Origin of the sequence: Mesorhizobium amorphae CCNWGS0123, from assembly GCF_001686985.1 — a bacterium.
GTDB lineage: Bacteria > Pseudomonadota > Alphaproteobacteria > Rhizobiales > Rhizobiaceae > Mesorhizobium > Mesorhizobium amorphae.
The window spans coordinates 208,493-222,246 of record NZ_CP015322.1 but is presented as its reverse complement, the minus strand read 5'-3'; the positions used below and the strand labels follow the sequence as shown (position 1 = coordinate 222,246).

Annotated in this window: 13 protein-coding genes and 2 pseudogenes; 2 read left to right on the top strand and 13 right to left on the bottom strand. The window is 60.3% G+C overall.

Annotated elements, in window-relative coordinates; genetic code table 11:
- Positions 1-60 precede the first annotated feature (60 nt).
- Both A6B35_RS31025 and A6B35_RS31020 read right to left on the bottom strand, forming a co-directional pair.
- Positions 61-363, bottom strand: coding sequence for a DUF982 domain-containing protein (locus tag A6B35_RS31025; protein WP_006199654.1), 303 nt, complete (start codon positions 361-363; stop codon positions 61-63).
- A 119-nt stretch (positions 364-482) separates the two neighbouring features.
- On the bottom strand, positions 483-947 hold the full coding sequence (locus tag A6B35_RS31020; RefSeq protein WP_006199655.1) for a phasin: 465 nt from the start codon (positions 945-947) through the stop codon (positions 483-485).
- A gap of 431 nt (positions 948-1,378) precedes the next feature.
- Here A6B35_RS31020 and A6B35_RS31015 point away from each other — a divergent pair, with 431 nt between their 5' ends.
- Together A6B35_RS31015 and A6B35_RS31010 are read left to right on the top strand one after the other, a co-directional pair.
- Positions 1,379-1,738, top strand: coding sequence for a type II toxin-antitoxin system RelE/ParE family toxin (locus tag A6B35_RS31015; protein ID WP_006199656.1), 360 nt, complete (start codon positions 1,379-1,381; stop codon positions 1,736-1,738).
- On the top strand, positions 1,735-2,055 hold the full coding sequence (locus tag A6B35_RS31010) for a helix-turn-helix domain-containing protein (protein ID WP_006199657.1): 321 nt from the start codon (positions 1,735-1,737) through the stop codon (positions 2,053-2,055). The genes A6B35_RS31015 and A6B35_RS31010 overlap by 4 nt, the downstream gene beginning before the upstream one ends.
- A gap of 150 nt (positions 2,056-2,205) precedes the next feature.
- Here A6B35_RS31010 and groL read toward each other — a convergent pair whose 3' ends face one another.
- The 11 genes and pseudogenes from groL to thiC form a co-directional block, all read right to left on the bottom strand.
- Positions 2,206-3,861, bottom strand: coding sequence for a chaperonin GroEL (gene groL, locus A6B35_RS31005; protein WP_006199658.1), 1,656 nt, complete (start codon positions 3,859-3,861; stop codon positions 2,206-2,208).
- A gap of 65 nt (positions 3,862-3,926) precedes the next feature.
- Positions 3,927-4,223: a co-chaperone GroES gene (gene groES, locus A6B35_RS31000; protein ID WP_006199659.1), complete on the bottom strand. Its 297-nt coding sequence runs from the start codon at positions 4,221-4,223 to the stop codon at positions 3,927-3,929.
- A gap of 230 nt (positions 4,224-4,453) precedes the next feature.
- On the bottom strand, positions 4,454-4,726 hold the full coding sequence (locus A6B35_RS36345; protein ID WP_006199660.1) for a hypothetical protein: 273 nt from the start codon (positions 4,724-4,726) through the stop codon (positions 4,454-4,456).
- Positions 4,727-4,816: 90 nt separating this feature from the next.
- Positions 4,817-4,988: pseudogene (locus tag A6B35_RS35885) on the bottom strand (Tn3 family transposase); the annotation flags it as partial.
- A 2,033-nt stretch (positions 4,989-7,021) separates the two neighbouring features.
- Positions 7,022-8,173: pseudogene (locus A6B35_RS30985) on the bottom strand (IS701 family transposase); the annotation flags it as partial.
- A 401-nt stretch (positions 8,174-8,574) separates the two neighbouring features.
- On the bottom strand, positions 8,575-9,333 hold the full coding sequence (locus A6B35_RS30980) for a hydroxymethylpyrimidine/phosphomethylpyrimidine kinase (protein ID WP_006199663.1): 759 nt from the start codon (positions 9,331-9,333) through the stop codon (positions 8,575-8,577).
- Positions 9,324-9,929 carry a thiamine phosphate synthase gene (locus A6B35_RS30975; RefSeq protein ID WP_006199664.1) on the bottom strand — a complete coding sequence of 202 codons (606 nt, stop codon included), beginning with the start codon at positions 9,927-9,929 and terminating at the stop codon, positions 9,324-9,326. The genes A6B35_RS30980 and A6B35_RS30975 overlap by 10 nt, the downstream gene beginning before the upstream one ends.
- Positions 9,926-10,699, bottom strand: coding sequence for a thiazole synthase (locus A6B35_RS30970; RefSeq protein ID WP_006199665.1), 774 nt, complete (start codon positions 10,697-10,699; stop codon positions 9,926-9,928). Before A6B35_RS30970 ends, A6B35_RS30975 begins: the two co-directional genes overlap by 4 nt.
- 3 nt (positions 10,700-10,702) lie before the next feature.
- A complete protein-coding gene (gene thiS, locus A6B35_RS30965; protein WP_006199666.1) occupies positions 10,703-10,900 on the bottom strand; it encodes a sulfur carrier protein ThiS in 198 nt (65 codons plus the stop codon).
- Complete coding sequence (gene thiO, locus A6B35_RS30960) at positions 10,869-11,870, bottom strand: glycine oxidase ThiO (protein WP_006199667.1); 1,002 nt, start codon at positions 11,868-11,870, stop codon at positions 10,869-10,871. The genes thiS and thiO overlap by 32 nt, the downstream gene beginning before the upstream one ends.
- Positions 11,867-13,702 (bottom strand): phosphomethylpyrimidine synthase ThiC, encoded by a 1,836-nt coding sequence (thiC, locus tag A6B35_RS30955; RefSeq protein ID WP_006199668.1) that lies wholly within the window; start codon positions 13,700-13,702, stop codon positions 11,867-11,869. Before thiC ends, thiO begins: the two co-directional genes overlap by 4 nt.
- Positions 13,703-13,754: the final 52 nt, after the last annotated feature.

Genomic DNA, 13,754 nt, shown 5'->3' with positions numbered 1-13,754 from the left:
TCCTAGTGCTGCCTCCCGTGCGGCGCCTGCCCTTCTTCCCGAGGCCCTCTTCGCCGACGCCTACAGTTGGACTTTTCCACTGCCCGACTTGCAGGCAGCGAGCCACTGCATTGCGGAGGTTGCATCCTCCAATATGGCGACACGTTTCGCAAAGCCGAAAAAGGCGTTACGCGCTACGCTTACAGGTTTTCGCCCGTCGTATGCATCATAGCACGCCCTGAGGGCGGCTTCGTGGATCATGTCTCTGCGATCTTCTGGCCAGTCGTTGAGAAAATCGATAGCGTCCGCAAGGCCGGCAATCTCTTGCACGACATACGCTGCACGTTTCACGAAAAGTGGACTGCTGAAAGCCTCCGGGTTCATTCGTTTCTCCTCAACTGCTGACCCACTGGTTTCCTTAAAACAGGCAGCCTCATCGACACCCGCGGACGAGGTGCCCAGTGGGCGAGGTGCTGACTTTCGGTCCCGATTGCCTGAGCCAATCAGGCGGCTGCCTTGAGTTCCTTCAAAGCCATCTCAAAAGCATCCTTGATCGGCTTGGATACATCCTCGGTAGCTCTCAGCATCAAGGATTGGAGGACCTTGGCCTGCTCGGCGGATTTTTCGATCTGTTTGTGCACGAAAGCGATCTGCACCTCGAGGAACTCGGAGGGCGACTTCACGGCAACCAGTGCTTCGAGGTGCGTGAAGCCAGCTTCGGCATTGGCCCGCAGAGAGGCAATCATCTGCTGGGACACCTCGTTGCTGGTGGTCTTGGCCATTTCAAAGGTCGACTCAAAAGCCTTTTGAGTCGTTTCGGCGCCCGAACTCAATTTGGAAAATGCCTCCTTCGACCGCTCAAGGCCCTGCTCGGCGACAGCGCGGACTTGCTCGACAGGCTTGGATGGGTCGAAGGCAGGGGAGCCGGCGTTTTCGATCGTTTCGGTATTTCCGGTGATCTTGGACATTTTTTCGATCCTTTTCCACGGGCGACAGCTAAACAAAGCCGCCATCGTCTATGTACGGAATAGTCGCAACGGATTTATGAAGCTGACATGAATTTGCGCGAGTTGGGTCTCCACGAAGGGTAAAGCAAGGGCGGATGGCTCATCAAAAAGAAGAGCAAAACCGGCGCTATCACCGATATCGGGCGGCCCAGGCTGGTCGGACTTGCAAGGCGCGATCAACGGCTATCTGACGCGGTATTGTGCCGGTCTGGAAACGGCCGGTGTGCTCCAAAATGCGTTCATACGAAAATACGATCCCTTGGCAAAAATGCCTGTTTGACCCCGAGTCTGTTATTTTTCAACGGCTAAGAAGTGTCAGGATTCTCGTTGAAAAATTATAGTCTGTATGCTATAATGTAAGTGCGAATGAAAACCAAAAGCCCGCAGTATGGATGGGATCGTCGAAGGACGACCTGCGTGAGTTTCCCGTCGATGTTCGCCGTGTCATTCGCCGTGTCATGGGTGTTGCAATCAACGACGCCCAGAATGGCGAGGAGCATCCGGCGGTCAAAGCCCTTAAGGGATTTGGCGGCCGCAGCATCCTGGAGGTGGTCGATGACTTTGACGGCGAGACCTATCGCGCCGTCTACACCGTCCGCTTCGCTGGCGTGATCTACATCCTTCATTGCTTCCAGAAGAAGTCGAAGAAGGGCAGAGAGACGCCCAAGCACGAAATCGAGCTCGTGACAGTGCGATTGAAGGCGGCTGAGGCGCACTATCGCGAAAACTATGGGAAAGGAACAAAGTCATGACAGAAGACATCACCGCCGAAGTGAGCGGCGGCAACGTGTTTGCGGACCTCGGCTTTGACAATCCCGAAGAGGAATTGCTGAAGGCCAAGCTGGCCCGTGAGATCCGCGCCATCATTAAGCGTCGGCGCCTAACTCAGGCCAAATCAGCCGAATTGCTCGGGATGAAACAGCCCGACGTCTCCGCGATCGTCACCGGGCGCACGGGCAAGTTCTCGATAGATCGCCTGGTGCGCTGCCTCGATCGGCTCGACTATAAGGTCGACGTGGTGGTTCGCCATAAGCCTCGACGATCAACGCACGCGGCTGAAGCCGCTTGACGGCTCGATCATGACATCGCGTCGAGGCCGATGGCGGCCCGACCGTCGTTCCAAAATTTCGCGAGCGCCGAACTTATTCCGACCGGATCCGCGCTAAAGGAAGGGCGGCATTGCTGCCGCCCTTTCCGAGATTGTTGAGAGGCGTGAACCTTAGAAATCCATTCCACCCATGCCGCCCATGCCACCGCCGGGCATCCCACCCGGCATGCCGCCGCCAGCCGACTCCTTCTTCGGAGCCTCCGCGATCATGGCTTCGGTGGTGACGAGCAGGCCGGCGACCGAGGCTGCGTCCTGGAGAGCGGTACGCACGACCTTCATCGGGTCGACGATGCCCATGGCGATCATGTCGCCATATTCGCCGGTCTGGGCGTTGTAGCCGAACGTCGCGCCCTTGTTCTCGAGGATCTTGCCGGCAACGATCGATGCTTCCGCACCGGCGTTGGCCGCGATCTGGCGGGCCGGAGCCTGCAGCGCACGACGCACGATGGCGATGCCGGCCGTCTGGTCGGCATTGGCGCCGGTGACGGTGATGGCTTGCGAAGCGCGCAGCAGGGCAACGCCGCCGCCTGCAACGATGCCTTCTTCGACGGCCGCGCGGGTCGCGTTGAGGGCGTCATCGACGCGGTCCTTCTTTTCCTTGACTTCGACTTCCGTCGCACCGCCGACGCGGATCACCGCAACGCCGCCCGCGAGCTTGGCCAGACGTTCCTGCAGCTTCTCCTTGTCGTAGTCCGAGGTGGTCTCCTCGATCTGCTGCTTGATCTGGGCGACGCGGCCCTGAATCTCGGCCTTCTTGCCGGCGCCGTCGACGATGGTGGTGTTCTCCTTGGAGATCGACACCTTCTTGGCGCGGCCGAGCATGTCGAGGCCAACGTTCTCGAGCTTGATGCCGAGGTCTTCGGAGATAACCTGGCCACCGGTCAGGATGGCGAGGTCTTCCAGCATGGCCTTGCGGCGATCACCGAAGCCCGGCGCCTTGACGGCAGCGATCTTCAGGCCACCACGCAGCTTGTTGACGACCAGCGTGGCCAGAGCCTCGCCTTCGACGTCTTCCGAGATGATCAGTAGCGGCTTCGAGGTCTGCACGACGGCTTCGAGAACCGGCAGCATGGCCTGCAGGTTGGAGAGCTTCTTCTCGTGCAGAAGGATATAGGCATCCTCAAGATCGACAACCATCTTGTCGGCGTTGGTGACGAAGTACGGGCTGAGGTAGCCGCGGTCGAACTGCATGCCTTCGACGACTTCGAGTTCGGTCTCGGCGGTCTTGGCTTCCTCGACGGTGATGACGCCTTCGTTGCCGACCTTCTGCATCGCTTCCGCGATCATATCGCCGACTTCAGTCTCGCCATTGGCTGAGATCGTGCCGACCTGGGCAACTTCCTCGGAGGTCTTGATCTTCTTGGCGTTCTTGGTGAGGTGGGCGACGACTTCGGTGACGGCCAGATCGATGCCGCGCTTCAGGTCCATCGGGTTCATGCCGGCGGCAACCGCCTTGTGGCCTTCCTGGACGATCGACTGCGCCAGAACGGTCGCGGTCGTGGTGCCGTCGCCGGCGATGTCGTTGGTCTTCGAAGCCACTTCGCGGATCATCTGCGCGCCCATGTTCTCGAACTTGTCGGAAAGTTCGATTTCCTTGGCGACGGTGACGCCGTCCTTGGTGATGCGCGGGGCGCCGAACGACTTGTCGATGACGACGTTGCGGCCCTTGGGGCCGAGCGTGACCTTCACCGCGTCGGCGAGGATGTTGATGCCGTAAAGCATGCGCTCGCGGGCATCACGGGAGAATTTTACGTCTTTGGCAGCCATTTTTTACTCCTGGGCATTTCGCCCGAAATTCAGATTGGATGGTGCGGGTGAAAGGCGGCAGCGTGTCAGCCGATGATGCCCATGATGTCGGATTCCTTCATGATCAGAAGGTCTTCGCCATTGAGCTTGACTTCGGTGCCCGACCACTTGCCGAACAGGATGCGGTCGCCGGCCTTGACGTCCAGCGGGACGAGCTTGCCAGCTTCGTCACGAGCGCCCGAGCCGATGGCGATGATCTCGCCTTCCTGCGGCTTTTCCTTGGCGGTATCTGGGATGATGATCCCGCCGGCGGTCTTCGCTTCGGACTCGACGCGGCGAACGACCACGCGGTCATGCAGCGGTCGGAAATTCGACTTTGCCATTTTTGGATGTCCCTGGTGCTGTTGAACGGTTCTCCGTTGCCGGAGCGTGGTTAGCACTCGCCTGTGGCGAGTGCTAACGCGACCGTGAGATAGGTAGTAGGTTCGTACTCGTCAAGACGAAATAGGGACGGCCGAGGAGCAAAAAATTCTGCAATCGGCGCGGAAGCACCGGGTCCCTGTCCATGAGCTCTTTTCTGCATCTTTGCTGGCAGTCGCTCGTCCCCTCCGGCTCAAAATAGCTCCGCCAGAGGTTCCGACCTGGTGTCGCCTAAGAGGAAGGGCCTGAATGGTAGTTCGCCCAGTGACTTTTCGGCGAAGAGCACCGCGCGGAGGTTGTCGTGCATCAGGAGCAGATCATTTAAGGATTGACCCCATTGGCAGTGGACGGGATGAAAATTCGCGAGGGAAAGCGGCTTGCCGCTGCGCGCCATGCGGCAGGAGCTGCAGCGCTTTTTCGTCAACGATCTTTCTCGGCGCTCCGAAATCTCTTCGTCACCCCACATCGCAGACCTCCGCTCCCGCCACTCATATTCATCGCATCCGCGCAATCGCGCACTCGAAAGCACTGATGGCGCTTGTGCGCATGCCAGCCGGGGAGACACCAGTTTTTGACGGGCAATGGCATTCAGGCGCGGAGCACGCTCGAAGCCGAGAAGGTCGGCAGAACGCAAAGCCAACCGCACTTTGGCCGTGGCTCTCGACATCCTGACGCTGGATTTTGATGTCAGTAGAATGGCGGGGTACGCCCTCGATCATCAAGGCGATACACCGTGCAAAACGATACGATCGTCATGCACAGAGCCACCTCTCGGCCCTTGCTCTCGCTAACAAAAAGACCCGGCCCAATCTGGAGGGATTGGGCCGGGTCTTTAAGGTCACATTCCATTGGTGGGCAGTGACGCTTCTTGGCTACCCCGCCATTATTAACGAAAGGTTAACTGCGGGCATACTCCTCTGCTTCCGCTAGGCGACAAGGGCGTCCATACAGGGAACAATCGATAAGACCCCCGACAGTCCAGGACGACAGTATCTGCTCGCCGTCGCCAAAGGCGCTTCCATTTCCCAACAAGAATCGTTGAACGTGATCGAACGCATCCGCTCTCTGCTGCCGATCGCTGGCCATGGTTCGTGAAGCAAGCAGGTCTATCCAAAGCACGAATCGATGAACTTGATCTGAGCCTGAATGGACGGAGGCCTCAGCCTGCGCAGGCGCTGCGTCGGGATATCTTCCGACGACCCGGCTGTTCCGAGCCCCTGCGTGCACCAACGATGACGAGTACCGTTCCGTGGCCGCCGGCGATGCCGAAAATCCTCGCCGCATGAGCGCCGCGTGACGTTCAACCGGCCTTTGCGACTCAGCTGGAGTTTGCGACGGAGCCGGAACCAACCGGAGTGTTCCAACTGGAAATCCTTCGCCCGAGCCTTTGCGAGAAGTGAGCGCTTCGTCTCGGGCTCGCCGACTTCAAGCGGCTTTAGGAATCAAAGGCCCCGGAACTGGGTCGGTTGCCGGGGCCTTGGCCATGTACGAGATACCTAGCATGGCCGCATTGACAGTGAGCTAATATGCTCAACAAACGGTAAATGGCCGCCGCACTCGGGTCCCGAGGGCTCCCGGCCGCGCAGAGGCATGCGCGCTGCCGAAAGGCGACCAGAGCTTCTTCCTTTAGCTGTTTGGCCAATGCATAACTCACCTAAAGGGTCACATTGAAGCCGATCCCTCGGAGTCACTGAACTGTCCTTTAGCCAGTCCCTATGGACTGTTCCACAGAGCCCCATCGGATGCAGGCGGTAGGCCTTTTGCATCGGCAATCAACCAAGGCGGTGATGCGCTCCCTTGCCTGACCCAAACGTGGCCGACGAGGCTCCAACTTCCTCTATGCTGGCCGGCTACGATGAAGAACTGTTGCTTACCAATATATCCGTCTCCGACGTAGCGGCTGAAGATGCCGACTGACGTGCCCGGCCATATACATGCTCATTGCTTTTCTCCAGCCTATTCGCAACTTGTCGTCTCAAGTGCGATGATTTGGGACGGAGCCGAACACTCTGAACGAAGAATATGTGCCTATCCGAGCAAGAGCCCGGCCAGAGCGGCGGTCCATTTTCTTCGCCAGTGCGATCGCCGTCGGAACTAACCCGGATGCCTGCCGGGGTGCGCTTGGCCGCTAGCTCTTTTCTTTAGGTGTCGGACTTGGCTTTGTTACCTTTCGAGGCCCAGGTGGCCCTAATTCGATCGCTGGCTTCAAGGTAAGACATGTCGAGCAAATAGGTCAGGAGGCTCTCACCGTCTGCCTGCACTATCTGACGAATTTCTCTCAACATTGCCTGGACAAACTGCAAGTTCTCTAACTTTCTGGACTGTTGCACTGGAACCCCGCCTTCCGAACCGTTTGCTGAAACAAAGTTGAAACTCGCTCCAGAACAAGAAAAACTCCAAGAGCTATTCGAGTGGGTGTCAGAGTACCTGACTTCGCCCTTGGTAAGGTCGGGATATCTCGATCTGACGCGTGGACCCCGATCACGGCATTTTGTCGCATGTCTTCATTTCTCCCGGACCACGCGAACCCGCCTCGATTCGAATGACGGCTGGGAGTGTCCTTTCACGGATAATTTCATGAATGACACTCACGTTACTATTGCGTTTTGAGCGGCAGATTGCTCGGCAAGGGCGTGCGGCGACATTCGCCGGATTGATCTTGCCGTGGGAGGGCAGACGCGGCGCCAAGCGATCTCGTTTTCGACTTCCTGGGAGTCCCCAGCAAGCGTTCGAATCGGCGACTGAGCCTTCCGACCACTCCCGGGGGCTCGTGGCTCGCCTTGTGACGAACGGTCGACACCATCGCGAATGCGAGCATGACCAGCGAGACGTGGCGGTGCCACCCGTGCCAAGAACGGGTTTCGTTATGGTCGAGGCCGAGTTCACTCTTCGCCGTGCGAAGCCCTTCCTCGATAATCCTGCAACATTGCTGCACCGCGATCAGTTTTTCGATCTCGGTCCCGGCTGGAGACCATGTCGAAAAGTAGGAGAGAGCGCGGTTCGCATCGCGTCGGATCAAGAGCCCCGGCATCCAAGACCCGGAGCGGGCTTTATCGCACTCCGCGACGTCTGAGGTAGTGAACGGGTAGTAAGCCCATGATTCCGAGCCCTGTATTGCCTCTCCCAGAGGCAAGCTCCGCCAGAGGGAGGGCTCGAGGTTCCCTGCGATATCCTCGGCCGTGCCGTCAGCTGGAAAAAGGCGATTTCGGGAAGCGAACTGATGGTTAGAGCTAACGGCCAACACATAGCCCTTATACCAGCGTCGCAGGGCCATCTCGATGTCGACGCCAGCGTAGATGCGGTCAGCGGCTACCCAGCTTAAGGGTGCGTCAGCACCGACGGTGCGTGCGATCATATCCAGTGCCAGGCGGGACTTTGTCGCGAAAGTCGTGCCCGCAGGCACATAGGCCCGCGCCAAGCGGGCGGGATCATCCGTCCAGGCTCTCGGAAGATACAGCGCGCGATCAACGAAAGCATGCCCGTGCCTGGATGCGTAGGCAGCGAACACGCCGATCTGGCAGTTGGCCATCTTGCCAGTCGCGCCGCAGACCTGCCGCGCTACCCCACAGGACGTCTTGCCTTGCTTAATGAAACCCGTCTCGTCAATCACGAGGACCGCTTCGTTGTCAGCCAGCGTTTCAAGCGCGTATTCGCGCACGATGTCGCGCAAGGCGTCTGCATCCCATTTGCCCCGACCCAGAATGGCCTGTTGGCGCCATGGCCCGGGGTCACCGGCGGCCTCGGCGCGCTTCCAGCCGGTCTTGCGATGCCCGTCCCGGAGCAGGCCTTCAAGGAACAGTCCGGCCGAAATCGCCACGCGTTCTTGAGGGAAAATCGCCCTGATCCGAGACCGCACCTCGCGTAGTGACGAGGCCCATATCTCGAATGTCGCTTCAATCGATTGAAAAATCACCAGTAACCCCTTCTTTGCCGCCCGTCACGGAATCGAAAGAATGAGTAATATACCTATGAAGTGCAATTGTAATACTTATCTCTTTCTATTTGGGTTTTGCCTGAATCAACAAGCCCGTGACGAACATCTATTCGGCACTCAAATCTCATATTATCTTGGTGGAAACAAGCTTGACGCATCAAATACGGGTTGCCGTAAACTCGGCGCAGTCGATAGCGTAAGATTGAACGCGAGGACAGACGCAAAAATGGCTTCGACGCATGGGAACTTTCGGCCGGCGCGCTTCTTCGACGTCAGGCGTCGGCGCCCTACCGCATGGCGCGCGAGCAATGTCTTAAGCAGCCGGAACTCACAAATGGACCCGTTTCGCCGATAACGTGGAGCGCCTATCGAGCCCGATTCTAACCTGGGGTTTGCCGAAGCTTTTCCAACACAAACAGCTTGGCCCGACGCACGGCCATCTCAGTCGATCCCCCGGTCGCCAGACACGCGGCGATCGCGCTGGCCAGGGCACAACCGGTGCCGCGCATCTTTCTTGCCAGTCGAGGAGCGTCGAAGCGCATGGGTAATTGATTGGGCCGAACGAGAATATCCGTTGATCGAGGCCCTGAGGCGTGGCCGCCCTTAATCAGCAGGGCCTGAGGCCCGGCGGTCAGCAGTCTTTGTCCTTGTCGAAGTGCGCCGTCCTCATCCACCGCCAGTGCCGAGCCGGCAAGGAGCGCCAGTTCGATGAGATTGGGTGTGACAATACAGCAAAGTGGCATCAGATCCTGCTTCATGACGGCGACGGCGCCCACTTCCAGCAAGGCTTGGCCCGACGTGGCGGCCAGCAGCGGGTCGAGCACTGCCAGCGCCTGCGGATTTTCACGCAGCACTGCGGCAACGGCAGCGACGATCTCAGCCGTTGCGAGCATGCCGATTTTGACGGCCGCCACTTGGTTGGCCTGCAGCGCGGCGCGCATCTGGTCGGCCACCAATTGGGCTTGCAAAGGGTGCACTTCGCTGACCGCATTGTGTGTCTGCACTGTCAGGGCGGTTACAGCCACACAGGTCCGGACGTCAAGGGACGAGATCGTCTCGATATCGCGCACAAGTCCGGCACCCCCGCTGGAGTCAGACCCACCAACGACAAGCACATAAGGGTCTCTCCTCAGCGCCATCGGCCTGTCTTTTCGATCCATTCTCGCGTGCGCGCCTCGGGGTTCTCGTTTCGCGTGATGTCGGTGACCACCGCCGCGCAGTCCGCGCCCGCCGCGAAAACACCGTCGAGCCGATCAGGGTTGAGGCCGCCAATGGCGACCAAGGGAATGGGTGCTGCCCGGCGCTTCCACTCGCAGATCCGCTCGAGCCCTTGCGGCGCCCATTTCATCTTCTTGAGGCTGGTCGGATAAATGGGCCCCAGCGCCACATAGTCCGGTTCGACCGCGAGGGCTGTTTGCAGTTCGGCGTGATCGTGGGTCGATAGTCCGACCTTCAATCCAGAGTACTTGATCGCCATCAGGTCGGCCGCCGCCAAATCCTCTTGGCCGAGATGGACGAAGTCGCAGCCTTCCTCAATCGCCAGGCGCCAGTGGTCGTTGACGACGAGCTGGCAACAATGGACCGCGCAGACGTCGTTCGCGCGGCGGATTTCCGTTCGCAGCGTGGCCTCGTCCCTATCCTTGATGCGCAACTGCACCAGCTTGACGCCGAGCGGCACCAGTCGTTCGATCCAGACAGCGCTATCAACGATCAGGTAGAAGGGATCAAGCGTCATGAAAAAACGGCCCTGCCGATAGTCGGTGTCGAAGGCACGGCGACGTCCCGCGGTTCGAGCATTCCCGAGCTGAAAGCCTCACGACCGGCGTCGACCGCCTTGCCGAACGCACGCGCCATGCCGACCGGATCGGCCGCCCTGGCGATCGCCGTGTTCAGGAGCACCGCGTCAAAGCCGAGTTCCATGACGGTTGCCGCGTGCGACGGCCGTCCGAGCCCCGCATCCACAATCAGCGGGACGTCCGGGAAGTGTCCACGCATCGAGCGCAGCGCCATGATGTTGACCGGCCCCAGCGCCGAACCGATCGGCGCGCACCACGGCATCAAGACCTTGCAGCCTGCCTCCAGCAGCCGCTCGGCGACAACAAGGTCGTCGGTGGTATAGGGGAACACCGTAAAACCGTCATCGCACAGGATGCGGGCGGCTTCGACCAGGCCGAACACATCCGGCTGCAGCGTATCGTGGTTGCCGATCACTTCGAGCTTGATCCAGCTCGTCCCGAACACTTCGCGCGCCATTTTGGCGGTCGTGACCGCTTCCTTGACGGAGTGGCAGCCGGCAGTGTTGGGCAGGATTTTGACGCCAAGCGAGCGGATCAACGACCAGAATTGTTCGCCGGCCCTGCCGCCTGCCATCTCACGGCGCAACGAGACGGTCACCACCGACGTGCCCGACGCCTTGACTGCATCGGCAAGGATGGCCGGCGAAGGATATTGAGCGGTGCCGAGAAGCAGACGGGAAGATAGGTTCGTTCCTAGAAGATCGAACATGGTCTAGCCGCCCTGCATTGGCGAGAGGATTTCGATCCGGTCGCCGTCGCTCAATTGGAATTCCGCCCGGTTGGCTTTGTGCACGAGGTCGCTGTTGACCGCCGTTGCCAGCCAATCGCCCTCATAGTCGAGCGCGGCAAGCAGTTCGGCCAGCGTGGCGGCGGCAACCTCATGCGCTTCGCCGTTGACAGTCAGTTTCATGAGCGAGCTCCTTGGTTCTGTCTTGACTGAAAACCAGGTCGGCAGCCTGGCGCGCCATGGCGGGGGCGAGAAGAAAACCGTGGCGATAGAGTCCATTGATCGCGACGGTAGTTCCACGTGCCTCGACGCGCGGCAGGTTGTCGGGAAAGGCTGGACGGACGCCGACACCAGTTTCAAAGATCTCGGCCTCGCCAAAGGCCGGATGGAGGGCATAGGCGGCACCCAGCAGCTCCATCATCGAACGCGCCGTGACTGGTCCGGCGGACTGGCTCTCGATCATCGTCGCGCCGATCATGAAACTGTGGTCAGTGCGCGGCACTGCATAGAGTGGAAAGCGCGGATGCAGCAGCCTGACCGGTCGCGACAGCGAGATATCAGCGGTGCGCAGGATCAGCATTTCGCCGCGAACGCCGCGCAGCCTGTCATCGACTGCTGCCATTCCCGTGCAGTCGATCTGCCATTCGAAACCGGAAAGAGGCTGGGCGTCGGCGCCGAAACGGAATTCGACGCCCATAGCCACGAGCATGTCATGAAGTGCTGCCATCGCTTGGCGCGGATCGAGATGAGCCTCATCGGAGAACAGCAATCCGCGCCGGAAGCGACCAGCTAGGTCGGGCTCCAGGAGTGCGATTTCGCCTTCATCGACGCGCCGATGCCCTGACGTGCGGCTGGCGAACCGGTCGAGTTCGCCGGCATCGCGCGGTGCAGCAACAACCAGCGTTCCGGCCCGTGTCACCTGGCCGGGCAGCACCGCACCCCACCAGTCGGCGGCGTCGCGGCCGAGGTCCAGTACTGGCTGTTCGGCGCTTTCCCGCTCGCACCATGGCGCCAGCATGCCACCGGCGAACCACGATGCATTGCCGCCGAGGCCATGCCGGGTCTCGACGACGGTAACCGCCGCGCCTCTGATGGCGAGTTCGAAGGTCGCGGTGAGGCCGGCGACGCCGGCCCCTTTGACCAGCACCCTCATGACGGTTCTGGCGCCTCTGGCATGAGCGGTACGCCGGTCTCGTCAGCCGGCATGTAAAGATCGCCGCCCTCGCGGTATTTTGCCGCCATTGCCGCCATGCCCTCTTTCTGTGCCTCGGCACGGATGTCGTGAGAGATCCGCATGGAGCAGAATTTCGGTCCGCACATCGAGCAGAAATGGGCCAGCTTGTGCGCCTCCTTGGGCAAGGTCTGGTCGTGGAAGGACCGCGCCGTTTCGGGATCGAGCGACAGGTTGAACTGGTCCTCCCAGCGGAACTCGAAGCGCGCGCGGGAAAGGGCATCATCCCTGACTTTCGCCGCCGGATGACCCTTCGCCAGGTCAGCCGCATGGGCGGCGATCTTGTAGGTGATCACGCCGATCTTGACGTCGTTACGATCGGGAAGGCCGAGATGCTCCTTCGGCGTGACGTAGCAGAGCATGGCGGTGCCGAACCAGCCGATCATTGCCGCGCCGATGCCTGAGGTGATGTGGTCATAGCCCGGCGCGATGTCGGTCGTCAGCGGTCCAAGCGTATAGAACGGCGCCTCGCCGCAGACAGCGAGCTGCTTGTCCATGTTCTCCTTGATCTTGTGCATCGGCACGTGGCCGGGACCCTCGATCATCACCTGGCAATCCTTCGCCCAGGCGATCTGCGTCAGCTCGCCGAGCGTTTCCAGCTCGGCGAATTGCGCCGCGTCGTTGGCATCGGCGATCGAGCCGGGGCGAAGGCCATCGCCGAGCGAGAAGGAGACGTCGTAGGCGCGGCAGATGTCGCAGATCTCCGCGAAATGCTCATAGAGGAAGCTTTCCCGGTGATGGTGCAGGCACCATTTGCCCATGATCGACCCGCCGCGGGAGACGATACCCGTGACCCGGTCGACGGTCAGCGGGATGTAGTGCAGCCGCACGCCGGCATGGATGGTGAAATAGTCAACACCCTGTTCGGCCTGTTCGATCAGCGTGTCGCGGTACACCTCCCAGGTCAGGTCCTCGGCGATGCCGCCGACCTTCTCAAGCGCCTGATAGAGCGGCACCGTGCCGATCGGCACCGGCGAGTTGCGCACGATCCAATCGCGGATATTGTGGATGTTGCGGCCGGTGGACAGGTCCATCACCGTATCGGCGCCCCAGCGGATCGCCCAGACCATTTTTTCGACCTCTTCGGCCATCGAGGAGGTGACCGCCGAGTTGCCGATATTGGCGTTGATCTTTACCAGGAAATTGCGGCCGATGATCATCGGCTCGCTTTCGGGATGGTTGATATTGGCGGGAATGATGGCCCGTCCGCGCGCCACCTCCTCACGTACGAACTCCGGGGTGACGAAGTCGGGGATATCAGCGCCAAAACTTTCGCCGTCGCGCTGCAACTGGCCGCGCAGCATCTCGCGGCCGAGATTCTCGCGGATGGCGACGAACTCCATCTCAGGCGTAATGATGCCGGCGCGCGCGTAGGCAAGCTGGGTCACCGCCTTGCCGGCCTTGGCCCTGAGCGGCCGGTTGCGAATGGGAAATTCCGGTGTCAGGCGCTCGCCCGTGACGAATCCGTTGTCTTCCGGCCGGACATGGCGGCCATCATAGGCTTCGACATCGCCGCGTGCCGTAATCCATTCATGGCGAAGCCGGGCAAGGCCCTTTTCGATGCTGGTTTCGACAGTCGGGTCTGTATAGGGGCCGGACGGATCGTAGACGGTAACCGGCGGTTCGCCCGCCGTCGGATGGACGGAGATTTCGCGCAGCGGCACCCTGATCTGCGGATGGAGGACGCCGGGCTTGTGGATCTTCCGTGAGGCGGGCAGTGGTCCCGTCGACACGGTGGGGGTGAGGGCATTCATCTTGAGGCTCCGTTGCTCATTGCATTGGAGACCCAGTTCTGTGCCGGAAGGA